Origin of the sequence: Halomonas borealis (genome assembly GCF_004798905.1) — a bacterium.
Taxonomy (GTDB): Bacteria; Pseudomonadota; Gammaproteobacteria; order Pseudomonadales; family Halomonadaceae; genus Halomonas; species Halomonas borealis.
The window spans coordinates 92,665-116,368 of the sequence record NZ_SDMO01000008.1 but is presented as its reverse complement, the minus strand read 5'-3'; the positions used below and the strand labels follow the sequence as shown (position 1 = coordinate 116,368).

24 protein-coding genes are annotated in these 23,704 nt (G+C 63.8%); 10 read left to right on the top strand and 14 right to left on the bottom strand.

What is annotated here, in order from left to right; all coding sequences use genetic code 11:
* From ETC07_RS09890 to nhaD, 3 genes are all read right to left on the bottom strand, one after another.
* On the bottom strand, positions 1-1,215 hold the full coding sequence (locus ETC07_RS09890) for a TonB-dependent receptor (RefSeq protein ID WP_240724615.1): 1,215 nt from the start codon (positions 1,213-1,215) through the stop codon (positions 1-3).
* Entirely contained in the window at positions 1,184-1,621 is a 438-nt protein-coding gene (locus ETC07_RS09885; RefSeq protein WP_136248352.1) for a hypothetical protein, read from the bottom strand. The genes ETC07_RS09890 and ETC07_RS09885 overlap by 32 nt, the downstream gene beginning before the upstream one ends.
* Positions 1,622-1,929: 308 nt before the next feature.
* Complete coding sequence (nhaD, locus tag ETC07_RS09880; protein WP_136248351.1) at positions 1,930-3,405, bottom strand: sodium:proton antiporter NhaD; 1,476 nt, start codon at positions 3,403-3,405, stop codon at positions 1,930-1,932.
* Between the two features lie 247 nt (positions 3,406-3,652).
* On the opposite strand from nhaD, the gene ETC07_RS09875 reads away from it, so the two are divergent.
* Positions 3,653-4,366 (top strand): DUF3581 family protein, encoded by a 714-nt coding sequence (locus tag ETC07_RS09875; protein ID WP_136248350.1) that lies wholly within the window; start codon positions 3,653-3,655, stop codon positions 4,364-4,366.
* Positions 4,367-4,438: 72 nt separating this feature from the next.
* On the opposite strand, the gene ETC07_RS09870 is transcribed toward ETC07_RS09875, so the two are convergent.
* The 3 genes from ETC07_RS09870 to ETC07_RS09860 all read right to left on the bottom strand — a co-directional run bounded on the left by ETC07_RS09870 (position 4,439) and on the right by ETC07_RS09860 (position 6,106).
* Positions 4,439-5,122 (bottom strand): hypothetical protein, encoded by a 684-nt coding sequence (locus ETC07_RS09870; RefSeq protein ID WP_136248349.1) that lies wholly within the window; start codon positions 5,120-5,122, stop codon positions 4,439-4,441.
* Between the two features lie 323 nt (positions 5,123-5,445).
* Positions 5,446-5,859: an alternative ribosome rescue aminoacyl-tRNA hydrolase ArfB gene (gene arfB / locus ETC07_RS09865; protein ID WP_136248348.1), complete on the bottom strand. Its 414-nt coding sequence runs from the start codon at positions 5,857-5,859 to the stop codon at positions 5,446-5,448.
* A 31-nt stretch (positions 5,860-5,890) separates the two neighbouring features.
* Positions 5,891-6,106, bottom strand: a complete 216-nt coding sequence (locus tag ETC07_RS09860; RefSeq protein WP_136248347.1) for a DUF3820 family protein — start codon at positions 6,104-6,106, stop codon at positions 5,891-5,893.
* Between the two features lie 180 nt (positions 6,107-6,286).
* Between ETC07_RS09860 and ETC07_RS09855 the strand changes: the two genes are divergently transcribed.
* Both ETC07_RS09855 and ETC07_RS09850 read left to right on the top strand, forming a co-directional pair.
* Positions 6,287-6,643, top strand: a complete 357-nt coding sequence (locus ETC07_RS09855; protein ID WP_136248346.1) for a hypothetical protein — start codon at positions 6,287-6,289, stop codon at positions 6,641-6,643.
* A gap of 240 nt (positions 6,644-6,883) precedes the next feature.
* Positions 6,884-7,432, top strand: coding sequence for a YgjV family protein (locus tag ETC07_RS09850; RefSeq protein WP_136248345.1), 549 nt, complete (start codon positions 6,884-6,886; stop codon positions 7,430-7,432).
* A gap of 8 nt (positions 7,433-7,440) precedes the next feature.
* Here ETC07_RS09850 and bfr read toward each other — a convergent pair whose 3' ends face one another.
* From bfr to ETC07_RS09830, 4 genes are all read right to left on the bottom strand, one after another.
* Positions 7,441-7,908, bottom strand: coding sequence for a bacterioferritin (gene bfr / locus ETC07_RS09845; RefSeq protein WP_136248344.1), 468 nt, complete (start codon positions 7,906-7,908; stop codon positions 7,441-7,443).
* Positions 7,909-8,044: 136 nt separating this feature from the next.
* Positions 8,045-9,247, bottom strand: coding sequence for a nicotinate phosphoribosyltransferase (gene pncB / locus ETC07_RS09840; protein ID WP_136248343.1), 1,203 nt, complete (start codon positions 9,245-9,247; stop codon positions 8,045-8,047).
* A gap of 139 nt (positions 9,248-9,386) precedes the next feature.
* The gene (locus ETC07_RS09835) at positions 9,387-10,151 is read right to left on the bottom strand and encodes a DUF1499 domain-containing protein (RefSeq protein WP_136248342.1); all 765 of its coding nucleotides are present in this window, start codon (positions 10,149-10,151) and stop codon (positions 9,387-9,389) included.
* A gap of 140 nt (positions 10,152-10,291) precedes the next feature.
* Positions 10,292-11,650: an esterase-like activity of phytase family protein gene (locus tag ETC07_RS09830; RefSeq protein WP_136248341.1), complete on the bottom strand. Its 1,359-nt coding sequence runs from the start codon at positions 11,648-11,650 to the stop codon at positions 10,292-10,294.
* 180 nt (positions 11,651-11,830) lie between these two features.
* Here ETC07_RS09830 and nfsA point away from each other — a divergent pair, with 180 nt between their 5' ends.
* On the top strand, positions 11,831-12,562 hold the full coding sequence (nfsA, locus tag ETC07_RS09825; RefSeq protein WP_136248340.1) for an oxygen-insensitive NADPH nitroreductase: 732 nt from the start codon (positions 11,831-11,833) through the stop codon (positions 12,560-12,562).
* 132 nt (positions 12,563-12,694) lie between these two features.
* The gene (locus ETC07_RS09820; protein WP_136248339.1) at positions 12,695-13,324 is read left to right on the top strand and encodes a hypothetical protein; all 630 of its coding nucleotides are present in this window, start codon (positions 12,695-12,697) and stop codon (positions 13,322-13,324) included.
* A gap of 77 nt (positions 13,325-13,401) precedes the next feature.
* Here ETC07_RS09820 and ETC07_RS09815 read toward each other — a convergent pair whose 3' ends face one another.
* Positions 13,402-13,692: a sll1863 family stress response protein gene (locus tag ETC07_RS09815; protein ID WP_136248338.1), complete on the bottom strand. Its 291-nt coding sequence runs from the start codon at positions 13,690-13,692 to the stop codon at positions 13,402-13,404.
* A gap of 169 nt (positions 13,693-13,861) precedes the next feature.
* On the opposite strand from ETC07_RS09815, the gene ETC07_RS09810 reads away from it, so the two are divergent.
* Positions 13,862-15,115, top strand: a complete 1,254-nt coding sequence (locus tag ETC07_RS09810) for an MFS transporter (RefSeq protein ID WP_136248337.1) — start codon at positions 13,862-13,864, stop codon at positions 15,113-15,115.
* 3 nt (positions 15,116-15,118) lie between these two features.
* Here ETC07_RS09810 and ETC07_RS09805 read toward each other — a convergent pair whose 3' ends face one another.
* Positions 15,119-16,009, bottom strand: a complete 891-nt coding sequence (locus ETC07_RS09805; protein ID WP_136248336.1) for a LysR family transcriptional regulator — start codon at positions 16,007-16,009, stop codon at positions 15,119-15,121.
* Positions 16,010-16,079: 70 nt separating this feature from the next.
* On the opposite strand from ETC07_RS09805, the gene ETC07_RS09800 reads away from it, so the two are divergent.
* Positions 16,080-17,549 (top strand): coniferyl aldehyde dehydrogenase, encoded by a 1,470-nt coding sequence (locus ETC07_RS09800; protein ID WP_136248335.1) that lies wholly within the window; start codon positions 16,080-16,082, stop codon positions 17,547-17,549.
* 55 nt (positions 17,550-17,604) lie between these two features.
* Positions 17,605-18,282, top strand: a complete 678-nt coding sequence (locus tag ETC07_RS09795) for a type 1 glutamine amidotransferase domain-containing protein (protein WP_136248334.1) — start codon at positions 17,605-17,607, stop codon at positions 18,280-18,282.
* An 88-nt stretch (positions 18,283-18,370) separates the two neighbouring features.
* Here the strand turns inward: ETC07_RS09795 and ETC07_RS09790 are convergent, their stop codons facing one another.
* On the bottom strand, positions 18,371-19,366 hold the full coding sequence (locus ETC07_RS09790) for an ion transporter (RefSeq protein WP_136248333.1): 996 nt from the start codon (positions 19,364-19,366) through the stop codon (positions 18,371-18,373).
* Between the two features lie 46 nt (positions 19,367-19,412).
* The gene (locus ETC07_RS09785) at positions 19,413-20,069 is read right to left on the bottom strand and encodes a 5'-methylthioadenosine/S-adenosylhomocysteine nucleosidase (RefSeq protein WP_136248332.1); all 657 of its coding nucleotides are present in this window, start codon (positions 20,067-20,069) and stop codon (positions 19,413-19,415) included.
* Positions 20,070-20,216: 147 nt separating this feature from the next.
* On the opposite strand from ETC07_RS09785, the gene ETC07_RS09780 reads away from it, so the two are divergent.
* Both ETC07_RS09780 and ETC07_RS09775 read left to right on the top strand, forming a co-directional pair.
* On the top strand, positions 20,217-20,624 hold the full coding sequence (locus ETC07_RS09780) for a DUF427 domain-containing protein (protein WP_306462090.1): 408 nt from the start codon (positions 20,217-20,219) through the stop codon (positions 20,622-20,624).
* A gap of 249 nt (positions 20,625-20,873) precedes the next feature.
* Positions 20,874-23,510, top strand: a complete 2,637-nt coding sequence (locus ETC07_RS09775; protein WP_136248331.1) for an AAA family ATPase — start codon at positions 20,874-20,876, stop codon at positions 23,508-23,510.
* Positions 23,511-23,704 lie beyond the last annotated feature (194 nt).

The window sequence follows — 23,704 nt, the reverse complement described above, 5'->3', positions numbered from 1 at the left end:
CTAGAAGCGCAGCGCGACCTGGAACAGCAGCATGTTCCAGTAACGCTCCGTCTCGGATGGATCGAGGTCGTCCTGGGGCGGTAACCAGGCGGTGCCATCGATATAGTGGTATTCGCCGGACAACAGGACCCGGGGCGTCAGCCGCCATTGCAGACCGAGGGTCCAGTCCTTGGCGAACTGTGAATAACCCGGGCCGGCACCGGCGGCGGCGTAATCATTGCCGGAAGGGTCGTCGCGATCGTTGACCAGGTGGTCGTAGCGTACCAGCCACTGCCAGTCGTCGAGGAAGCGTCGCTGATACTGCAGGTACCAGCTTTCCCCCGTTTTCTGCGTGTCCGCGATGCCGTTGAAGCCCTCCAGGGAGAGTTGGCGAATGGCATACTCGGCGGTCAGGCTCCACAGTTCCTGGTTGTACTGGAAGGAGAATACCCAGGGCTGGAACTGGAACTTGCCGTCCCCGGGGAAGTCGCCCGGGGAGTCATAGCCGGCGTTCGCGTCGGCGGCGCTGAGGGCGGTGATGATACGCCCGCCATCGTGTTCATAACGAATCTGGCCGATGGCCGAGGTGTCGGGCTCGAAGGCCCCGGGGAGACGTTCCATCCCGAGGGTGCGGTCCACGTCATCCTCGACCCGGCTCCGGCCGAAGCCGATCTGGCTGCGCAGCGTGCCGTTCGCCAGGTGTTCCTCGTGATACACGCTGAGGCCGTCGCCCGACAGCGCCAGCGAGCGGGTGCGGTCGAAGTAAATCGACTGCGGGAGCAGGATGCCGGGCCGGGTGAAGGCCACGTCCCGGGTCTGATTGTAGAAGCCGAAGGGGTTCTTGAAGCGGCCCAGCTGCACGCCGACATTGCGCTGCTGGTTCGACTGCAGTTGATAGTCGATCAGCCCGTAGTCCAGCTTCGGCTCGGCGTCGCCGCGCTCGCCGCCGGCCCGTCGGCTGAGCACCTGGGCGGCGATCAGCACGTCCTCGTGGGGGCGTAGCGACACGTTGGCGCCGATCTCGGTGAATTCCAGGCTGCCGCCGTCGCTACTGGGGCCGAAGACGTCGTTATCATCGGTGACCACCAGGGCCTGGCTCAAAAAACCATGCAGCTGGAGCGTGTCCAGTACCCCGTCGTCCTCGGCATGGGCCGGGACGGCGGCGACCAGCAGCATCGCGCCGAGGCTTCGGCGACGGCGTGGTTTACTCCATGGCGATAACATGGACGCGGTCATCCAGTTTCTCCCTTTCCAGATAGCCCAGGGCACCTGGGGTCGTGGCGATGCGCTCGAGCATAGTGGCCTGGCTCATGACACGTTCGGGGGCCTGGCCTGTGCCGGAGAAGACGACGCGGTCCCAGGATAGCTGCAGCTGATGGGGATACACGGACAGGCGTTGCTTGACGAAGCGTGCGTGCACCGGGTCGCGGTTGGGCAGTACGAAGATGCGCGCGGCCTGGCCGTCCGGCCAGGTGCGCTGGCGCATGGCGAACAGGGCACGGGCGGTGTCGCGGGTCAGGTGCTGGGTCGTGACGCCCGGGTGGGCGATCAACACGACCGCCCCTTCGTCCTGCGCCAGCGCCCAGGGCGCCGACCCGCATAACAGCCACAAGCACAGCAGTGTCAGCAGCGGCCGACGCATTCAGGCGCTCCCCGATGAGAAAGGCGAACGGTCGGGGTCGGGGAGGCACCGGCCATGGGTCGGCGTGCCACGCCAGGCAGGCGGCCCGCCCGCAGAGGAAGGCGACAGGGTCCGGATGATGAGGGACTGAAGCGAAGGGGCGATGGCGTTATCTCCCTGGCGTCTCGGCGAATCTTGTCATTATGTGTCTCGGAGCGTCTTGGCCGGGCGGCTCCGGTGATCGTTTGAGCACAGTCTACCGTTATCTCGTGCATGACTAAAAGATAATGCAACATGCGGACGCCTGCCTGACTCGATGCGGCCCGGCGTCAACTGTAGACGCCGAAGCTGCCGGCGTTGAGCCACAGGTGGGTGGCCACGCTGGCGGCATAGCCCAACGCGATGACCGGCGCCCAGCGCAGGTGGCCCATGAAGGTGTAGTTCCCGCGAGCCTGGCCCATCAACGCGACGCCGGCCGCCGAGCCGATCGACAGCAGGCTGCCGCCGACCCCGGCGGTGAGCGTGATCAGCAGCCAGTGGCCGTGCGACATGTCCGGCTCCATGGTCAGCACCGCGAACATCACCGGGATGTTGTCGACCACCGCCGAGATGATGCCGAGCACGATGTTGGCGCCGGTCGCGTTCCAGCCGGTGTAGAGGGCGTCGGAGAGCAGGGCGAGATAGCCCATGAACCCGAGGCCGCCGACGCACATCACCACCCCATAGAAGAACAGCAGGGTATCCCACTCGGCGCGTGCCACACGCTTGTAAACGTCGAAGGGCACCACGCTGCCCAGCTGCTCGAGCATCTTCCAGTCGCCGCGTTGGGTGTAGAAGGTGCGCTTGCGCTCGATCGAGCGTGGCAGCGTCTGACGCAGGTAGTAGCCGAAGAACTGCAGGTAGCCGAGCCCGGTCATCATGCCCAGCACCGGCGGCAGATGCAGGAAGGTGTGGCAGGCCACGGCGGTGCCGACGGTGAGCAGGAACAGCACGATGATGCGCCGGGCCCCGCGCTTGAGGAAGACATCCTCCTCGAGGCTTGCCGGGACGCGATTCTCGATGAACAGGCTCATCACCGTGGCGGGGATCAGGAAGTTCACCAGCGCCGGCACCAGCAGGGCGAAGAACTCCTGGAAATGCACGATGCCGGCCTGCCACACCATCAGCGTGGTGATGTCGCCGAAGGGGCTGAAGGCGCCGCCGGCGTTGGCGGCCACCACGATGTTGATGCAGGCCAGGTTGATGAAGGCCTTGTCGCCCTCGGCGACCTTGGTGACCACCGCGCACATCAGCAGCGCCGTGGTCAGGTTGTCGGCCACCGGCGAGATCACGAACGACAGCAGGCCGGTCATCCAGAACAGGGTCCGGTAGCTGAAGCCCTTGCGCACCATCCAGGCGCGCAAGGCATCGAACACGCCGCGTTCCTCCATGGCGTTGATGTAGGTCATCGCCACCAGCAGGAACAACATCAGCTCGGTGAACTCGAGCAAGGTGAGGCGGAAGGCCTGTTCGGATTCGCTCGACATGCCGGCCTGCACATAGACCCAGCCGATCAATCCCCAGATGATGCCGGCCGCCACCAGCACCGGCTTGGACTTGCGCATGTGGATCTTTTCCTCGGCCATGACCAGGGCATAGGCCAGCACGAAGATCACCACCGCCAGGGCGCCGACGAACGACTGCGTCAGGTCGAGCGCGCCGGTGGCGGCCGCGGCGGGGGCGGCAAGCAGGAGCAAGGGCGCCAGGGTCAGCCAGCGGGCGGCATGAGCACGAGGGGAGGGCGGCGTGCGGTGGGGTGTCTGCATGGCAACGATCATCCGGTAGCGAAGCGAGTATGAGGCATCCAGGAAGGTGCTGAGTCACCTACCAGCGTACTGAGCCATGTCGCCGACGGGATTGCCCCTTTGGTAGGGGATAGCGAAAAAAATCCACGCGCCGCCAGGCATGGCGTCGGGATTGGGCGCCCGAAGAGGGAAATTTTGTGGCATCATCTGGCCCTTCCGGCCATGGCCGGAATCGCAAGCCAATGACTTCAGGGCAGGCTCTCGACGCATGTTTCTCGATGATTACCATTCGCGCCCGGATTCGCGGTTCTGCATCACGGCAGAGCAGGCGAGCCGCTTCGCCAAGCGCGTCGCCGGTGACTTCAATCCCATCCATAATCCGGATGCGCGACGCTTCTGCGTACCCGGTGACCTGCTGTTCGCCCTGGTGCTGGCGCGTTTCGGCCTCTCCCAGCGCATGACCTTCCGCTTCCTGAGCATGGTCGGGGCCGGGGTGCCGCTTTCCTTCGACGAAGACGATGATGGCCGCATTCGGGTCCGCGACGATGGCGGAAAGTGCTATCTCGAAGTGGAGCGCGGCGGCGACGTCACCCACGACGAGGCCGTCGTCGAGGCCTTCACGCGCTGCTACGTGGCGTTCTCCGGCAAGAACTTCCCGCACTACCTGAAGCCGCTGATGGAAGACAGCGGGGTGATGTTCAATCCCAAGCGGCCGCTGGTGATCTACGACAGCATGGGCTTCTCGCTGGAGCGCCTGGACGGCATCGCCCCGGGCCTCGAGCTAGCCGACGCCTCGCTGAAGGTGATCGGCAAGCGTGCCGATGCGCTGCTCGAGTTTCGCATCGTGGCCGCCGGGGAAGAGGTGGGGACCGGCTCCAAGAAGCTCGTGGTGAGCGGCCTTTGCGACTACGACGCCGGCGTCATGGATGGTGTGGTCGAGGAGTTCTATCGCCTCAAGGCGGCCCACGAAGCCGAGGCCTGAGCCCTTCGGAGCCTGCCTACCCGCGGAGCCGTGCCATGACCGCCCGGCAGGGCGGTCATGCGTGCCAGGCGATCATTTCAGATAGAGCTGGCCCTGCTCGTGGAGGGCGCGGCAATCGTTGGCGTCGTGGTAGCGATCCTCGTCGATATTGAGCGAGTGCGCGCCAGGGCCTGCGAAGCGAGGGTCGTCGCATTCGCCGTCGTTGGCCCACTGGCTGGTGTTGTCGCCCCAGGCGATGCCGTGGGTGGCAGTGGTGGAAGCCGCGCTATCACCCCGGGCGGGGCCCGCCTCCGAGACGTAGAGCACCGCCTCGGGCAGGCTGCCCGACTCGTAGGTACCGACCCAGATGTTGTAGTTGCCCGAAGGAGGGTTGCTCCAGGTGATGCCCGGATTAGTGCCGGACGCGCTGGAGTAGTCGTCGTTGCAATGCCAGTTGCCGGCGGCGTCATAGACCACCAGGGTGATGTCGGCGGAGGCCTTGGCGTAGAGGTTGAGGGCGTACTGGCCGGCTTCGAAGTTGAGATCGAGGTCGGGCTCGCCGCTGACGAAGCCACTGCAGTTGGGGCCTGCCTCGCCGGCCGGGCGATTGCCGCCGGCGGTGAGTGAGGTCATGTGGGGGTCGGGCTGGAAGCCCGAGGCGAGGCTTACGGTGCCGTAGGTGGGGGCGGCCTGCCAGTCCAGCGCCTGGGCGCCGGCGCTGAGGAAGAACAGTGGCAGGGCCACCAGCGCAGCCTTGCGATGATTCGATGACAGCATGTGTCGGTTCCCTTGCGTATTGGAATCGTGGTGTGCAGTGCGCGAGGCACCCGCGTCATAGTACTAAGCCCCGGCGGAAAGTCACGCCGGGTTATGCACCATGCGCCGGGGGCGCCGACGCCTGCATGAGCAAGGGGCATGCCATGCCGCCGGCACCCTGCGCCGGCCGGTGTCGTCGGTCTAGGCAATGTCTGAAAACTGTCTGCGCTCGGCTACACGGCGTTAAAAATCAGCTCAAAGTCCTCATTTACACGCCGTAAACTCCGGCTTCTCGCTGATTTTTGCCTTGTCTAACCTTTGCTCGCCGACTTTTCAGACAAAGCCTAGGGTGTCACCTTGCCGCGCAGCGCCTTGGTCTTGCCCTTCTTGACCTTCTTGTCGACACGGCGCCGCTGGGAGCCCTTGGTGGGCTTGGTCGGCTTGCGGGTCTTGCGCTGCTGGATGGCCCGGCGAATCAGCTCGCGCAGGCGGTTCAGCGCATCCTCCTTGTTGAGCTCCAGGGTGCGGTGTTCCTGGGCCTTGATGACGATCACCCCTTCCTTGGTGATGCGCTGGTCGGAGAGCGCCATCAGGCGCTCCTGGTAGAACGCCGGCAGGCTGGAGGCCGGGATGTCGAAGCGCAGGTGCACCGCCGAGGCGACCTTGTTGACGTTTTGCCCGCCCGCGCCCTGGGCGCGGATCTGATGAATCTCGATGTCGTGGTCGGGCAGTTCCACGGAGTTGGAGATGCGCAGCATGGGGTCCTCGCGGTTGGCGTGGCGGGAGCGATCAGCGGCGCTGGCGCAGCGGTTCCAGCAGTTCGTTCAGGCCGTTATGGTCGACCTCGTGCATCAGCTGCAGCAGCCGGCCTATCTGGCTGTCGGGAAAGCCCTCGCGGGCGAACCAGGCGAGATAGGGGCCGGGAAGATCGGCGATCAGTGTCCCTTCGTACTTGCCGAAGGGCATGCGCTGGGTGACCAGGCGTTGCAGGTCCTCGGGTTGCAAGGCGCCGCTCCTCTCTGGGGGTGATGGCCGGGGAAACGAGGCCGCAGGTTACGCCACCCGGGCGCACGCGGCCAGTCGGCGCCGGGCTTTTCGCCGAGCCCTCGACGCGCCGTGCCGTGGGCGGCATCATTCCCGCTCGGTGCCTGCCGCTGGCCCGCTTCCCTCGACAGGAGAGACCCGATGCCCCTCAGCGATACCGATGCCACGCTGCCCGAGCGCGCCCGCCGATGGCTCCAGGCGGCTCCCGAGGCCGCGCTGCCGGTGACCTACCAGCAGCTCGCCGAGGCCCTCGAGCTCACCCCGCCGCGCACCATACGCCGCGTGGCGCTCGCCCTGGAACAGCTGATGAAGGAAGACGCCGCGGCGGGCCGCCCCTTCATCGCCGCGCTGGTGGTCAGCCGCCAGGGCGAAGGCCTGCCGGGCGCCGGCTTCTTCGAGCTGGCCGTGGCGCTGGGTCGCTTCCCGGACGCGCCGGCGGCCCGCGCCGAGGCCTGGCATTCGACCTTCCGCGAGGCTCTCGCACAGCGTCCGGGCTAGCCGGTCGGCAGCGTCATGGCGCGCGAAAAAAGGGCCGGCCTCCTGGTGGAGGCCGGCCCGAAATCGAACAAAACAGCCAACCATGCGGCAGTGCTAGCCGTATCATAATTCGCTACCTAACAATTCTATCGCTTCGGTGCCGAGCTGACCAGAGCCAAGCGAAGGGCCATGCCCCGGCGGGCGTCTCGCGGATGCGCTTCGGCATGCTAGCCTGAGCCGTCGCGGCACAGAGAGGCAGGCATGGACGAGATCGGCTTGAGCGGGATGGCGGTGAGAGAGTGGCTGGGGCAGGGCGTCAGCCTGGTGGCCTTGGCGCTGTGTGTGGCCGGTTTCGCCAGCCGGCGCGACGACCGGCTGTTCGCCCTGCTGCTGGTCGCCAACCTGGCCTTCGCCGCCCAGTTCGCGCTGTTTCAGAGCTGGGTGGCGGCGAGCATCTCGGCGCTGATCGTGCTGCGCATCGCCCTGGTACGCCGTTACCCGGGCAACGGTGCCGTGATGGCGGCGATGCTGGCCGCGACCCTGGTGGTGGCCGCGCTCACCTGGAGCGGGTGGCGCGACGTGCCGGCGCTGCTGGCCGGCCTGCTGGGCACCTACGGCATGTTCATGCTGCGCGGCATCGCCATGCGCGCGCTGCTGGCCGCGGCGGCTTGCTGCTGGATCATCAGCAACCTGCTGGCGGGCTCCATCGGTGGCACCCTCGCCGAGACGCTGATCCTCGTGACCAACCTGATCACCGTCTGGCGCCTGCGCCGTGCCGCCCTTCGCTATGGGCTGACCGGCGGCGGCTGAAGCGCGGCCTACAGCTGGGCGACCAGGTAGTTCTCGCGGCCGACCAGCTTGATCAGGCGCAGCTGCTGTTCCAGCCAGTGGGCGTGGTCTTCCTCGGTGTCGCTGAGCAGCGGCAGCAGGATGGCACGGGTATTGAAGTCGCGCTCGCGCTCGCACAGTGCGATGGCGGTCTTGAGGGCATCACCCACCTCGTACTCGAGCTGCAGGTCGTAGCCGAGCATCTCTTCCACGTCCTGGCCGATGCGCACCTCGGTGCGCGTGTGGATATCCGGCTTGCCTTCGAGCATCAGGATGCGCTCGATCAGCTTCTGGGCATGGCCCTTCTCGTCATGGAACTCGTGGTCGATGCGCGTGTGCAGCTTGGTCAGGCCCATGTCGGCGTACATCTCGGCATGCACGAAATACTGGTCCATGGCGGCCAGCTCGGCGGCGAGCAGGCCGTTCAGGGCGTCGATGATCTCGGGGTTGCCTTGCATGAGCACTCTTCCTGGTAAACGTATCAGAACGCATCCTAGTCCGGGGTGCGGGGGTGGTCAATTTTTTCCAGCCATATCAATGGTTTGATATTATCTACGCGTGCGATTCGCATTCGGCCCCGGGAGTGCGTCTCGCTCAGGACGAGACGCCGAACACGCCCTTCAGATAGCGCACGTAGTCCTCATTCCGCGACAGCGTCTTGCCCGGCGCATCGGAGATCTTGGCCACCGGCTGGCCGTTGCAGGCGACCATCTTGATCACGATGTTCATCGGCTTCACCTCGGGCAGGTCGCAGGTCAGGCTGGTGCCGATGCCGAAGCTGGTACCGATGCGGCCGTCCAGTGCGGTCTTGATCGCCATCGCCGAATCGAAGGTCAGCCCGTCGCTGAAGATCAGCGTCTTGCTGCGTGGGTCGATGCCCAGCCGCTCGTAATGGCGGATGCACTTCTCGGCGAACCGCATGGGGTCGCCGCTGTCGTGGCGCAGGCCGTCGAACAGCTTGGCGAAGTACAGATCGAAGTCGGCCAGGAAGGCGTCCAGGTTGATGGTGTCGGTCAGCGCCACGCCCAGGTGGCCGCGGTATTCCTGCACCCAGGCCTCCAGGGCGGCGCGCTGGCTGTCCACCAGGCGGCTGCCGAGCTGCTGGTGAGCCATGATCCACTCGTGGGCCATGGTGCCCATCGGCGCCAGGCCGTGGCGGCGGGCGATGTCGACGTTGCTGGTGCCGACGAACTGGCCGGGAAACTCCTCGGCCAGCATCTCGACGATCGCCTCCTGCACCGGCTGGGAGAGGCGCCGCCGGGTGCCGAAGTCGGCGAGCCGGAAGCCGGCCAGTTGGGTCGGCGTGTAGTCGCGGCGTAGCCGGGTCATCTTGTCGCGCAGCTGGTTCACCGCCTGGTCGACGCTGGCGCCGGGTGTCAGCGTGTGGTTACGCACCTCGCTGATGATCGCGAGGATCACGATCTCGAACAGGATGCTGTGCGTCCAGGGGCCGTCGATGACGATGCACAGCTCGCTGCCCTCCATGTGCAGGTCCACGTAGTCGGGGCGGAAGCGGTACAGCTCCAGAAAGCGGATGAAGTCCGGCGACATATACGCGAAGCCGCTCAGGTAGGCCGACTCCGCCTCGCTCAGTGACAGCGAGGCCAGGCCGTCGATCTGGGCGCGTATCTCGTCGAGATAGGGCCGCAGGTCCTCGGCATCGCGGCAGCGAAACTCCCAGGCCACGCTGGCATTGGGGTAGTTGTGGTGCACACCCTGCATCATGGTGAGCTTGTACCAGTCGGTATCCAGCAACGAGGTGATGATCTGACCCGGGGCGCGGTACGTGGCCGCCATGAAGGATGCTCCCTGTGGGTGATGGTGATCCGCCGGGCGTGGCGGGAGCGCGAAGCCGGAGGGCGCGCGGCGTCATGATGGTAGCGTGTGCGTGAGACGCTGACGAATCGGCCCGGATGGGCGTGTCAGCCTGTCAGGCTTACACCGCGAGGCGCGTCGCCAGGTCCTCGAGGAAGGCCTGGATGCGCGCCGCGTTGGTGCCCAGGTCGCTCTTGCCCAGGCGCGAGGCCGAGCGCATGTCGAGCATCGTGCCCGCGGCCGTCGGTGTCAGGCGGATGACGATATCGTCCTTGAAGCCGAACCAGCGGGTGGTAGCCACCGCCTCGATCCGGCGTTCGGTGACGGCCGCGATGGCCCAGCCGCGCTTGGCGGCCAGGGCCTCGGCGGCGTCGCGTACCTCGGGCAGCGGTCGGGCAATTTCCCGCGGCCCAAGGTTCGGGTAGCCGGCACGTTGGGCCTCGGCGAAGGTGCGCGGGTAGGCGAGCGCGTTGGGCGCTTCCCGGCGTGCTGCGGCCAGCGCCTCGAAGGGCGGAGGATTGGCGAGGTCGGTGGTGATGTCGTGGATGGGCGGCACGCTGCGGGCCATGTCGCGCAGTTGCAGTGGCGGTGCGAGCATCGAAAGCGTCGCGATAACCACCAGCAGGCCTACCAGGGCCGGCTTGCCACGCCGGCAGACTCCGGCGACCAGCAAGGCCAGGATGCCGATGGCCGCCGCGCCCGCCGCCAGCAGGGCGCCGCGGCGCAGCAGCGAGAATGCCTCGTCGAGCGACAGCCACTCCAGGCGATAGGCCGGCCCCGCGCCGCCCACCAGCGCCACCGCCAGGGCGAGCAGCAGTAGGGCCAGCCAGGCCAGTACGACCGGCCAGTGGCCGCCGCGGGGGCGGGGTTTGAAGGTCAGTGACATCGCGCTGGCATCTTCCCTGTGTGGCGGGCGTAGCCTCCTAGTATAGTGCCCGAAGCTCCGCTTGCCGATGCCGATGCCGACACGAACGGAGCGAGGGAGCGCCTCGCCCTGCTGCGTCGGCAGGAACCCAGGGTCGGCGCTTATTTCGCCTGCAGGAAGTCGGCCGCCTCGAGCAGGATGAATTCGTTATCGGCGGCCTCGTCCAACTGACGGCCGGTGGAGCTCGGCAGGTTGTTGTCGTTGGCCACCAGCAGGTGGGTATCGTCGACCCGCACCACGTCCTCGATGGTGAAGAAGGGGAAGGTGAAGGTCTCGCTCAGGTCGCGGTCGGCCACGGTAGCGAGTCGACCGATCCTGTCGGGGTCGGCGATGTTCATCAGGTCGAGGTAGCCCAGGCGCGCCACCCGGCCCTGGTCGTCCTGGCGGGCGGTATCGATCAGTACCACCCGCTTGTGCCGGGCCGGATGCGGGAAACACTCGTCGTTGGCCTGGCCCTGGCAGGCCAGGCTCGGGTCGCCCTCGCCGTTGTCGCGCTCGATCACCAGGGCGCGGTTGTGGTCGATGAAGTTGAAGTCGCCGATGGCGGTGGCGCCCTCGGCCAGCGGGAAGCCGAAACGCTCGCCGGTCCATTCGCCCTCGGCCGGGTCGAAGGCCATCACCTCCAGCACGCGTTCCCCAGGCTCGCCGTCGGCGCCCAGTAGCGGCTTCTCGAGCATGGCCCACAGGAGCCCGGTCTCGGGCTGCAGCGCCATGCCCTCGAAGCCGCCGGAACGCGAGACCCGCCAGTCGCTACCGGCCTCGGCGAGGGCATCCAGCCCGGGATGGTCGGGGCTCTTCAGCGTCTCGCCGTCGAGCCGTGTGGAGTAGACCTCACGAATATTGCCGTCGAGGCCGGCGCGGATCAGGTAGGGGCCGAACTCCTCGCCGATCCACACCTCGTCGTCGATCACCTGGAGGCTCTCGGGATCGAAGTCGGCGCCGGTCAGGTAGCGGGTCTCGGTGCCGGCGTAGGCGATGCGGAAGGGCACCCGGAAGTTCGGATCGCGCAGGAAGACGGTCTCCGCCACGTGGACGCGGCCGGACTCGAAGTCCGGCGCCATGCGATGGAAGAACAGCAGGGCATCGGCGCTGTTGGCCTTGGCGCCGAAGCCGTTGTCGGTCAACACGTAGAAGTTGCCGTCGGCGTCGCGCTGCATGGCGAAGCCGGACAGCCCCTGCAACGGCTGGCCGATGAAGGGCGTGGCCAGTTCGGTCTGGCGGTTGCCATGCAGAGCGCCGGTATCGCCGGGTTGGCTCATGGGCTGGCGGTTGCGTCCCTCGCCGCGGAACTTGCCGCTCAGCCGGGCATCCTGCGGGGCATCTCGTGGCGGTGCGACCATCGACAGCGCGGGCAGATAGGCGTGGCCGGCCAGGCGGACGGGGTACTCGTGTTCCTCCGCCTGGGCGACGCCGCCGAGCCCCAGGGTGGCCAGCAGCAGGGCGGTGGATGCGGTTTTCATCGGTACTCCTTGGCAATCGGATGAGGGGCTTACAGTCAACCGATCCGGCGAGTCAGGCTCGCGACCGTCCGATGACGATGGCGTGACACGGCACGCTGGCTGTCGAGGTGATGGCATGTCATGAGCAGGTTAAGTATCTTGTCAGGCCGATATCGTCGAAACCGAATCCCGCGAGGTCCCATGAACCCGACCATCGAACTGCTGAAGTCACACCGCTCGGTCCGCAAGTTCACCGAGCAGAAGCTCTCGCCCGAGCTGCTGCGCGAGCTGATTCGCGCCGGGCAGGCCGCGGCGACCTCCAGCCACGTTCAGGCCTACAGCGTCATCCATGTGACTACCCCGGCCAAGCGCAAGCAGATCGCCGAGCTGGCCGGCGGCCAGGGCTACGTGGCCAACGCCTCCGACTTCCTGGTGTTCTGCGCCGACATGAAGCGCCCCACCGACGCCTCCGAGCGTGCCGGGGCCCACGTCGTGCGCGGCATGACCGAGCAGCTGCTGGTAGCCAGCGTGGATACCGCGCTAATGGCGCAGAACGTGGCGGTGGCCGCCGAGTCCGAGGGGCTGGGTATCTGCTATATCGGCGGCATCCGCAATAATCCCCAGGCGCTCAGCGAGCTGCTCGAACTGCCGGACCACGTCTATCCGGTATTCGGCATGTGCCTCGGCTATCCGGCGCACGACCCCGACATCAAGCCGCGCCTGCCGGTGGAGGCGATTCTCAAGGAAGACGTTTACACCGATGATCGCGAACAGGTCGATGCCTACGACGAGGCGATGCACCACTACTACGGCGAGCGTTCCGGCGGCACCAAGGACAGCGATTGGTCGCGGAGCCTCGCCCCGCTGTTCGACACCAAGCTGCGGACCCATATGCGCGGCTTCCTGGTCGAACGTGGCTTCGAGATGAAGTAAACGCCGTGGCCGGCGCTCGGCGCTGTCATGCCGCTGGCTTTTCTGTCATCTTTGCCGTGACGATGCGGCCCCGGCGATGCGGGCCGCCTATGCCCGGGGCAGTGGGCCGATATCCAGGGAACGAGTGGTGGCATGATGATCTACGTGGCGTTGTTGTTGATTTTCATCGGGGTGACGTTCGCGCTCCATCAGGTGTATAGCGTGCACTACGCGATCAACTTCGAGGATGAAGAGGAGCGCCCCGAGCGGGTCAATCAGGCCCTGGCGGTGCTGTCCGACGCGGCCCGCGGCTGTGCCAATGGCGAGCCGTCGCCGGGTTTCGTGGAGGCCGTGCGACGCATCCTGGGGGGTGGCATCGATGCGCGTCTGGTGCTGGCCGCGGTCGCCTCCGAGCGGCACAAGGCCTATGCTGAACCGTTGCTGCGTCGCAAGGGACGGATCGCGATGAACGGCGAGCTGACCATCGCCCATCTGCCGTTCTGGAAGACCCGCCCGCCGGCTCATTACCGGCGCACGCCGATGCTGGTGTTGGTCATGGCCTGCAGCCTGCTGGCGTTGTTCTGGGGCGGCATGAGCATCTTCACGCTGGCCTACCCTTTGAGCCTGCCGGCGTTGGCCTGGGCCAATGATCTGTGGGTGCTGACGGGGCTGGTCTATGCCTCGGCACTGCTGGCCTACGGGGCCTCGAAGGTCGATTTCTACCTGCACGACATCCAGCAGATCGGCCGGCTCAAGGCGCGCTTCGGGGCTAACGGGGCGTAGCAGGGCGGCGGGCCGCCGGCGTCTCGGTGGGGCGCCGGCGAAGGCCCCCGACGGGGTTCAGGGGCCAGGGCGATGGGTTACTTGTTGAAGCGTGAGCGCGCCTTCTCGAGGGAATCGTTCAGCGAACCCCAGGCGCGTTCTGCGCCGGCCTTGATGTCGTCCCAGGCATCGTCGCTGGAATCGCGCAGCTCATCGAGCTTCTGGCGCATGTTCTCGCGTTTCTGCTCGAGCTGGTCGACCTCCTGCTCATGCTCGATACGCTTGTCCGCTTCGGCGCCCTTGGCACGCGCCTTCAGCTTGTCCATCTCGGCCTGCAGTTCGTCCAGCTTGGCGCGCAGCTTCTGCTCGTAGGCTTTCCTGTCGCTCATGGGACAACTCCTTTTCGTCTGCGGATCAATGGAATCTTGAAGATAGCCGATCTCGACGCCACCAGGCAGCGTCGTTTCAGGGTGGCATAGTCCCCCGGGTGGGTGGCAAGCTCATGGGGGCCATGCTGCGATGGCGACGGACGCTTGGCATTCATCGGGTGGAGCCGCCATGAAATCTTTTTCGAGCACGGGATTTGCGATCTTCGGGGCCGCGCTGATCGCGATCAGTTATGGGCTGGCGCGCTTCGCCTTCGGGCTGTTCGTGCCGCAGATACGCGACGAGCTGGGCCTCGCGCCGAACGTGATCGGCATCATCGGCGCGCTGCCACTGATCAGCTTCCTGTTGGCCACGGCGGTCGCGCCGCTGATCACCGACCATCTCGGGGCCCGCTACACGGCGGTGCTGTCCGGGGCATTCGGGGTCGGCGGGCTGGCGCTGATCGGCCAGGCGTCCGGCGCGCTGATGCTGGGCGCAGGCGTGTTCGCCTGCGGCATCTGCACCGGCCTGATGATGCCCGCGCTCACCGCCGGCATGCAGGCGCTGGTGAAACGCTCGCTGCACGGCCGCGTCAGCTCGGTGATGAATGCGGGCACCAGCATCGGGGTGATCGTCGCCGTGCCGACGGTGCTGTTCCTGGCCGGTGCCTGGCGGTTCGCCTATCTGTCCTTCGCCCTCTGCGCCGCCATCGGGGTGATCGCCGCCTGGCGCTTCCTGCCCTCGGTGTCGCGGATCGTGCCTTCGAACGCCGCGCCGCCGGTGCCGCTTCGCGAGCTGCCCTGGTCGCGGCTGGTTCGCCTCACGCTGTTCGCCTTCGTGATGGGCGTCGTCTCCTCGGCGTACTGGATCTTCGCGCCGGACCTGGTGGTCAACCTCGGCGGCCTGCCGTCGGCCGCGACCGGCTGGCTGTGGCTGGCGGTGGGCATCGCCGGGCTGGGCGGCGCCGTGGTGGCTGACCTGGCCGACCGCAATAACCCGCCGATCACCCATGCGCTGATGCTGATGATGCTGGCGGCGAGCCTGAGCCTGCTGGCGGCGAGCCCCGGCCAGGCCGTATTGGCGGTTTTCTCCGCGCTGGTCTTCGGCCTGGCCTACATGAGCCTGACCGGGCTCTACCTGATGACCGGCATTCGCCTGCTGCCGGGGCGGCTGTCGGTGGGGCCGGTGTTGCCCTTCATGGCGGTGTCGCTCGGCCAAGCCGCCGGCTCGCCGGTCGTCGGCTGGCTGATCGGCGCCTTCGATTACGCCGAGGCGTTCGCCATGTTCGCCGCGCTCGGCATCCTGGTGGCGATCCTCTCGCCCTGCTACCCGGGCCATATCGAGCAGGCCGACGACGCGGCGCCCGGCGAGGAAGAGACCGGCCTGCAGGCGGCCTACGATCATCAGCTGCAGAGCGAGCAAGGCGAGCCGTTGGCGGAGCGGTAACGCCTACCCGGGCAGGCGTAGCTGTTGCAGCAGGGTCTGGCGTGCGTGGGCGACCCGTACCTGGCGCAGGGCCTGGGGCATCCACACCAGGTAGTAATGGATCTCGTGGGTGCCCACCGGCGAGGGGATCTCCGCCAGCTCGCCCCGTGCGATCGGTTGCCGGCACAGGTACTCCGGCATCACCGACCAGCCGAAGCCCTGGATGAGCAGCCGGCGCTGGGCCCGCAGGTCCTGGCTGACCACATGCGGCGCCAGGTCGTCGACCCCGATCCGGTTCTTCAGCAGCCACCGCTCGACCAGCGAAAGCTCCAGGTCGTAGGCCAACAACGGCTCTTCGCGGATGGCGCGGGGGAAGTCGCCGGCCGCCGCCAGCCGCGCCGCCACCTCCGGCGCGGCCACGGGCAGGACACGGCTGGTAAAGAGACACTCGCTCTTCAGGCGGCTATCGACCACCGGATGGGCTGAGATGCCCAGGTCGCAGTGCCCCTCCAGCAACAGGCTGGTCACCATCCCGCCGTCGCCCGTATGCATGCGCACCTTCACCCCGGATTCGAGCAGTGGCAGCAGGCGTTCGCTGAGAACCTCCGCCATCACATCGGCATGGCCGACCAGCTGGATTACGCCGGAGATATCCATGGACCTGGCCCGCGCCGACGCCAGGGCGGCCTCGACGGCGTCGAGCTTGTCGCCGATGTCCATGGCCAGCGTCTCCGCGGACGCGGTGGGCGTCACGCCGGTCGACGAGCGCTCGAACAGCGGCCGGCCGACGGCCACCTCGAGCCCGGCGATATGCTGCGAGACGGCGGGCTGGGTGAGGTTCAGGGCCCGTGCCGCGCCGCTGATGGAGCGCTGTCGATACACCTCGATGAAGGTGCGCATACGGGTCAAGGACATGGCATTTCCATAAATTTTTTTATGACCCCGGCAGCCTAACATTGTTACCCGAGCGGCACCCGTCGCGCCTATGCTGCGGCCACTGAACGTCATTTCATGCCTAACCGGCACAGGAGGTTGCATGTCGAGCGATAACACTCGCACCGAGCTGCTGCAGGTCCTCAACACCATGAAGCAACGGCAAGCCGAGGCAGGCTTCGCCGATGCGGCCCTGCGCAAGGACCGCCTGCAGCGCGGTATCCGGCTGATCCGTGACCACCACGAGGCGCTGACCCAGGCGATGAGCGACGACTTCGGTCATCGCAGCCACTTCCAGGCCGGTTCCTCCGACCTGGCGGGCAGCATCAAGATGCTGCAGCACGCCATCGATAATATCGACGCCTGGATGCGGGTCGAGCCTGCCACCGCCCCCGACCCCGGAATGACCACCGAGATTCACTATCAGCCGCTGGGCGTGGTCGGCATCATCAGCCCCTGGAACTTCCCGATCAACCTGTCCTTCGGCCCGCTGGCCGGCGTGTTCGCCGCCGGTAACACCGCCATGCTGAAGCCCTCCGAGCTGACGCCGAAGACCTCCGAGCTGTTGGCCGAGCTGATCGGGCGCTACTACGGCCCCGAGGAGCTGACCGTCGTGCTGGGCGAGGCCGACGTGGCCCAGGCCTTCAGCGCCCTGCCGTTCGATCACCTGGTGTTTACCGGCAGCACCGCGGTGGGCCGCCACGTGATGCGGGCCGCCGCCGACAACCTGGTGCCGGTGACGCTGGAGCTGGGCGGCAAGTCGCCGGTGCTGGTGGCCCGCGAGGCCGACCTGAGCAAGACCGTGGCGCGCACCCTGACCGGCAAGACCCTCAACGCCGGCCAGATCTGCATCGCACCCGACTACGTGCTGCTGCCGGAAGAACAGGCCGGGGACTTCACCGCCCAGGCCAAGGACTTCCTGGCGCGTAGCTATCCGCGTATCCAGGACAACGACGACTACACGGCCATCGTCAGCGACCGGCACTACCAGCGGCTGATCTCGCTGCTGGAGGATGCCCGCGAGAAGGGCGCCGAGATCGTCAACCTGGGGCCCGAGGACGAGCCCGCCTATGAGGCCGGCAGCCGCAAGATCGCCCCGCACCTGGTGTTCGGCGCGATCGACGACATGACGATCATGCAGGAGGAAGTGTTCGGGCCGCTGCTGCCGATTCGCACCTACCGCCAGGAGCGCGAGGCGGAGGCTTACATCACCCGCAACCCGCGCCCCCTGGCGGCCTACTACTTCAGCGAAGACGCCGACGCGCAGCGGGCCTTCGCCGAGCGCACCATCTCCGGCGCGCTGGTGATCAATGATGTGATGACCCACGTCTCCATCGACGAGCTGCCGTTCGGCGGCGTAGGCCCCTCCGGCATCGGCGCCTATCATGGTGTGCACGGTTTCCGCCGTTTCTCCCATGCCAAGCCGGTGGTGGTGCAAAGCGAGGAGGGCGCCTCCAGCCAGTGGCTGCGCGCGCCGTATGATGACAAGCATGCCGACCTCAAGGCCGCGCTCGAGGGCTGAGACAGTCGCCGAGCCGGCCTAAGAGAGACCCAACGACACAACCCCGAGGTGACACATGAAGATCCTGATGGTGCTGACATCCCACGACACGCTGGGTGACACCGGCCACAAGACCGGTTTCTGGCTCGAGGAATTCGCCTCGCCCTATTACGCCTTCCGCGATGCGGGCGCCGAGCTGGTGCTGGCCTCGCCGAAGGGCGGCCAGCCGCCCCTGGACCCGAACAGCGAACAGCCGGACTTCCAGACCGCGGCCACCGAACGCTTCCGCCAGGACGAACAGGCCCAGCGCGAGCTGGCCAGCACCGTGCGCCTGGACGAGGTGGCCGAGGCCGACTTCGATGCGGTGTTCTACCCGGGGGGCCACGGCCCGCTGTGGGACCTGGCCGAGTCGTCCACGTCGATCGCCTTGATCGAGGCCTTCGACCGGGCGGACAAGCCGATCAGCTTCGTCTGCCACGCGCCGGGCGTGCTGCGCCACGTGAAGGGCGCCGACGGCGCACCGCTGATCGAGGGGCGCCGGGTCACGGGCTTCACCAACGGCGAGGAAGCCGGCGTCGGCCTGAGCGACGTGGTGCCGTTTCTGATCGAGGACGAGTTCATCCGCCTGGGCGCGCGCTACGAGAAGGGCGAGGACTGGCAATCCTTCAGCGTGGAAGACGGCCGCCTGATTACCGGCCAGAACCCCGTCAGCTCCGAGGCGGTGGCCGAGGCCCTGCTGAAGCGGCTGGCGTGAACGAGGGGCCGCACGGCGGCCCCTCAGCCCGGACGGCCTGACCGCCCTGTCGAGGCCGAGCCTCATCGCGAGGCTCGGCCCCGCCTGTTTATTGGTACTTGTGCTGCCACTCCTTGACCGCGATTCGCTCCTTGAGCAGCTCCAGCATATCGACCAGCACCTGCTCGGTGATCTGATCGGTCTGCGGGTCGGTGCGCAGCCAGGCATCGAATCCGCTCTCGGCCAGCTGCTCCACCAGCGTGGAGAACTCCGCCGACTTCAGCCCCGCCAGGGCCTCATCGACCAAATGGCAGGCCAGATCGGAGAACGAGGCCTCGAGCCCGCGGGCCAGCTGCCCGCCCATCGGCAGGCGTTCGAGCCGCTTGAGCTCCGGGCTCTGGGCCAGGGTGCGGCCGACCAGCCCACGCACATAGCGCAGGGTGTCGTCGCGGTGGTGGGCATAGGCGTCGCCCGCCATGGCCTCCAACCGCTGGCCGATCTCGTGGATCAGCGCCTGCTTGCGGGGCTGCACCACCCGTTCCACCAAGGGGCCCGAGAGCCCATCGCCGGCACTCAGCTCGCTCTGCACGTTATCGAGCATGCGGATGGCGATGCGGTCGGTGAGCTCCTCCATGAGAATGTCGAGATACTTGGCGGCCACGCCGTAGAGATACCAGCGGCGCACGTCGATCATCCCCAGCCGTTGCAGGCGGTGCAGCAGTGAGACGACGCGCAGCACACGCAGCAGTCGGAAGCCGCCCAGCGGGATGCAACCGAGCACGTCGTACCAATGCACGAAGGGATAGAAGAACCAGCGGTGATAACGCCGCTGGGCGATGGCCGCCACCCAGCCCAGCAGCACATCGAGCAGGAAGACGGCCACGAACGCCAGGTCGATGCTGAAGAAGTTGGCGTGGATATGCTGGTCATAGGCGCCGTACAGGCCGGGGGCCGCGGCCTCGAAGGCGGCGTTCAGCGGCGGCAGCAGGTAGAGGCTATCGAACAGCAGCAGCGCCAGGTTGGCGATCACCAGCACGATGATGAACAGGTCCCATACCAGGTGGGCCCGTTCCAGCGCGGGCGAGGTCGTGCGGGTGGCGGGCATCTTCCCTACTCCTTATGCAGTGCCGGAATGTCCTTTCCCACCCAGCCTAGCGCGTCAGCAGCCCCTCGCCGATAGCGGCATCGAGGCGATCCACGGCGTCGGCCAGTTTCGCGTCGATGACGTGGAGATATTCCGTCCAGTCGTCGACGCGGTTGAGCTCCGCCTTGCCGTCCGAGATGCCGCGCAACACGACCAGCGGCACCGCGAAGCGCGTGCAGGCGCGCAGGCAGGCGTAGCTTTCCATATCCACCATGTCGGCTTTGATGGCGTTGTAGGCCGCGCCCGAGACGATATCGGCGCCGGTCGAGAGCGTGGCATCAAAGATCCCGGGAATGCGCAGCGGTAGGGGCAGGGTGGCCGGCAGGTCGAGGAAGGGCGTGACGCCCGTCTCGAAGCCGAGCGGTGTGGCGTCCATGTCGCGGTAGGCCACCGACACCGCCTGATAGACCTCGGCCTGCTCCAGCGCCCGGCTGCCCGCCGAGCCCAGCGACACCACCAGGTCCGGCAGACTCTCGCGCGCCTCTAGCCCCGCCAGGGCGGCGGTGAGCGCCACTGCCGCCTCGACCGGCCCCACGCCGGTCATTAAGGGAGTGAACCGCTCTCGAAGATGAGGGCCGTATTCGGCCTCAGCCGCCATCACGAAGAGGATCGACCGGCCGCTCAATTTCGTCAGCGGCGCCGGTGCGCGTGGTGTCTGGTTCATCCCGAGAGTCTCCCGCAGCTCATGAACGCCACCATCATGGCGGGCAGGGGCGTGGGCGCCAAGAGTGTGAAGGTTCGCTGGGCCGAGCGCGGCGTAGTAGGGGGAGGACGACCCTAGACGAATTGACCTAAGAAAAATTGTCCTCAAATGCTGACATTCCACCTCCATCGCTCTACGCTGATGGATCAGCCAATAGCAACGGAACTGCCGATGGCCGGTCACTTCACTGAGCCCCGCATGACCCTACACCCGCACAACCGGCGGGTGCGTATCCTTGCTGGCGATACCCTGGTCGCCGATACCCGCAACGCGACCGAATTGCGCGAGCACGGCTATCCACAGCGTCAGTATGTCCCGAGAGCGGATGTGGATATGTCGAAGCTTTCGATTTCGTCCACCGTTACCCATTGCCCGTTCAAGGGGGATGCCATCTATTACTCGCTGCCCGATATTGCCGATGTAGCCTGGAGCTATGAGCGGCCAAACGATGAAATGGCGGCGATTGCCGGGCGGTTGGCGTTTGATGAAGGCAAGGTGACGGAGCAGGTGGAATGACACACTACGGATCGTCAACGGCCGAAATCCTCGATAGCGGGTTCCGTAAAATGCAGCCAGCTCGTTTACCCGTGTTATGTGGCCTATTTATGCTTAATGTTGAGAGCTTTCATGGGGTTGTGATCGGTTTGGCTGCCTCGTTTATTGATTTGAACGCGCCGGCACGTTCAAGTCAATAAACGTGTTAGCTATCTAATACCTGTTATATGCCAAAGTGAAGGAACTGAATCTAAAATCTAAGGAAGTATTATGATTGAGTCTGAATATCTACGTTTTTTGCGAACTCTCGATTCAGACGAAGTTCTTCCGGGAGTGCGCAAGCTGGCGAACATTGTCCTGGCAAACCTTGATGAGCTTGCTTCTCTCGGAACCTATCAAGGTCAGCGGGTTAAGAAAATGGTTACCTTGGCCCAGGCTAACTGGGACGACTTGAGCATAGAGATTCAGTCTTTACCCGAGATAACCGCCGAGAAAACTTCCCCCATTACTCAGATAAAAAGTATGGCAGTGGGGCCGTTTCGTGGTTTCTCCAGGCAAGAGATTTTTGATTTAGAAAGCCGTTTAGTCCTCATATACGGACCGAACGGTACTGGCAAATCTAGCTTCTGCGAAGCCCTTGAATATAGCCTGCTGGGTAACGTAGCTGAAGCGGAAAGCAAGCGTTTTCGAGATCAGGGTGATTACCTGAAAAACGCACATGTTAATCGTTTTGCGACGCCAGTTGTTACAGGCTTAAACGAGCAAGGCGCTGAGGTTGAAATTGAGGCAAATGAGGAACTATTTAGATTTTTTTTCGTTGAAAAAAATCGTATCGATAACTTTTCTAGAATTGCCGCTCAGGCACCCGCTAAGCAAACTGAGCTTATATCAACGTTATTTGGCTTAGACTCTTTCAACGAGTTTGTGCGCAATTTTACTTCTGAGTTTGACCCAAAATATATTGATCTTACCGGTGTTAAAGCAGCTCAGTTAGCACAAAAAAAGCAGGCACTTTCTGGTTCTCAGCAGCAGATAGCGACTAACAATGCAGAGCTGCAAAAACTAAATGTTGAGGAGCAAACACTAGCCACCCAGTACCGTGACGGAGCAACCTTTAGCCAATTGGTCTTTGAACTAAACGGTGATGATGAAAATGCAGGATCAATCCAGCGACTAGAAACCGGTTTGCAACAGCCCCAAGCAAGTAAAACCAACTTAACAATTAGCGCATTGCAAACACTTGGTAGCTCCATTAGCAGCGGCCTCAGCGAGCTGGAGTTGACGCAAAAAGATCTGGAAAACGCAAGTCAGGAGGTATCATTCAAGAATCTATACGACGCAGTTGTTCAGCTACAATCGAGTAGTTCAGAACATTGTCCAGCGTGTAAAACGCCGCTCACACAAGTATCCGTAAATCCTTACGGTAACGCTAATGAAGAACTTCAAAAGCTGCAACACTTGGCAGAGCTTCAGAAAACGGCACAACAACTTCAACAAAATGTTAGTAGATGGTTGCTGGACCTCTCGCAAATATTGAATGTTTGTTTGACGTTTCTGCCACAAAACAATGCTATCCGAAATTTTCATATTTCACCTGGCTCACAAGTAGATATCGGGTGGTGGTACTCCTTGCAGCAACAGTTAGCGGATGGTTTTACGCCATGGCAGCACCTGGAAGCCCAGGTAAAGCATCTCGAGGAAGCCGACAAAAAGACTGATCAGGACGCTCAAATACGTTCAAACAAGCAAGCTGAGCTAAATCGTTTGCGCTGGCTTAAAGAGCAAATCACTGTCTTAGAAACACGCAGAAACACAGCTAAACAAGCAATTATTGCTGCGCAACAGGCAATCACTAGTTTTGATACGGAGAATGCTCAACTTATAGCTGATGTGGATGCTGAGTATGCCAAAGTGCAAATAAATCAGGAGATTGCAGCTTCTTATAAGAGCTTTGTTGAAAGATTGAATGCATATAAGAATCGATTGCCGAGCCAGTTGGTTGCTGACCTCGGCGACCTAGTTGTGAGACTTTACAATGCTTTTAATCGTTACGATTCAGAAGCAGATAAATTAGCTTCTGTTCAACTTCCGTTATCTCAAAATCAACGGTTGGGCATTTCATTTTTGAAAGACCCTTCTTCCTTATTTGATGCTCTCCATATTCTGAGTGAGGGTCATATCCGTTGCCTTGGGCTAGCAATATTGCTTGCTAAGAACGTAAAAGAGCTTTGTCCGGTTCTTATTTTTGATGACCCAGTGAACGCAATTGATGATGAGCATCGTCGTGCCATCAGGGAAGCGCTATTTGTTGATGATTTTTTCAAGGATTGTCAGATAATTTTGGCAGTGCATGGTGAAGAGTTCTTTAATAACACACATCAACTGCTAGGTAAGAGTCAGTCACTTGCGTCTCAGTCATATATTTTCGTATCAAGCGCTGGCGAAGGTCATATTCAAGTTGACTCATTAAGGCGACCCAAAAATTATGTATTAGCTGCACGCGAACTATATGCACAAGGAGAGTATCGCGACGCGTTGATGTCGGCAAGAAGAGCGCTAGAGAACCTATGTGAAAAAACTTGGTTTCATTACGGAAAGCATAGTGATCAGAAGGACAGCCTAATTAGTGTCTCTCGCCGTTCTCCTTCTGCGCCATGGGATCTAAGGGCATTAGCTGAAAATCTAAGATCTAAGCTGAATCGTTCACAGTCAAATATACCTAATAAAGAGCTGATAGTGTCCGCTCTGACTGCTGTGCTAGGTCAAGATGGAAGAAACGCATATTGGTCGTACTTGAACAAAGGTACACATGACGAGACTGACTTGCCAGAGTTCGATCAGCATACTGTCAACGAGGTGATTTCTGCTTTAGAAAATTTGGACGCTGCTCTAAGTGAGACGAACTGAATTGGCAGTTCCAGCATATAACAAGTTTCTGCACGCGGATAAATTACTCGCTGCGCTCGCAATTTACCGGTGAGCAAAGCGTTAAGAGTATATGGAAATCGAACTCACTCGCCCGCCAAAGCTGTATCGATACTCAGAAAGACAGTGGTTAGAACGCTCGCTGGAGCTAGGCGAGTTTCGTCTTCGGCCCGCGA